This is a genomic window from Mammaliicoccus sp. JADD-157 (genome assembly GCF_049310805.1).
GTDB lineage: Bacteria > Bacillota > Bacilli > Staphylococcales > Staphylococcaceae > Mammaliicoccus > Mammaliicoccus lentus.
Genome location: NZ_JBMOVZ010000011.1, coordinates 1 through 1,234, shown reverse-complemented (window position 1 = coordinate 1,234; position 1,234 = coordinate 1). Strand labels below are relative to the sequence as shown.

General features: G+C 43.9%; 1 pseudogene. It reads left to right on the top strand.

Annotated features, from left to right (window positions below):
• Nucleotides 1-1,234 (top strand): annotated as a pseudogene (locus tag ACO6VN_RS15080) (hypothetical protein); the annotation flags it as partial.

Here is a 1,234-nt window from a genome sequence, read left to right as displayed (position 1 = left end):
GATGGTAAACCTGATATCACAACGCCGAAAGATACAGATGGAGACGGTACACCGGATAACCAAGATCCTGATATCGACGGCGATGGTGTGAACAATAAAGATGAAGAAGCCGCAGGCACTGATCCGAAGAATCCTGATTCTGATGGAAATGGTACACCGGATGGCGATGAAGATGCTGATCATGATGGTATTCCAAACAAAGATGAATCAGATCCGAATAGAACTACACCAACAGATAAAGATGGTGATGGTAAAGCTGATATCACAACGCCAAAAGATACAAACGACAACGGTACTGATAAACCAAATACTGGTGGAAACGATAAACCAGGCGACCAACCTAAAGATACAGACGGTGACGGCATTCCTGATGACCAAGATTCAGATATCGACGGTGACGGTGTGAACAATAAAGATGAAGAAGCTGCGGGTACTGATCCTACAAACCCTGATTCTGATGGAAATGGTACACCAGATGGCGATGAAGATGCTGATCATGATGGTATTCCAAACAAAGATGAATCAGATCCGAATAGAACTACACCAACAGATAAAGATAAAGATGGTAAACCTGATATCACAACGCCGAAAGATACAGATGGAGACGGTACACCGGATAACCAAGATCCAGATATCGACGGCGATGGTGTGAATAATAAAGACGAAGAAGCTTCAGGCACTGACCCAACAAATCCTGATTCTGATGGTAACGGAACACCTGATGGCGACGAAGACGCTGATTATGATGGTATTCCGAACAAAGATGAATCAGATCCGAATGGCACTACTGTTACGGATAAAGACAACGATGGTAAACCTGATATTACAACGCCAGCCAAAGGTTCTGACAAACCAAATACTGGTGGAGACGACAAACCAGGTAAAGACGATGGTTCTGACAAACCAAGCACTGACGGAAATGACAAACCAGGCGACCAACCTAAAGATACAGATATCGATGGTGACGGTGTGAATAATAAAGACGAGGAAGCTGCAGGTACTGATCCAACAAATCCTGATTCTGATGGTAATGGTACATCAGACGGTGACGAAGACACTGATAAAGATGGTATTCCGAACAAAGACGAGTCTGATCCAAACGGTACAACTGTTACGGATAAAGACAACGATGGTAAACCTGATATTACAACGCCAGCCAAAGGTTCTGACAAACCAAATACTGGTGGAGACGACAAACCAGGTAAAGACGATGGTTCTGACAAACCAAGCACTG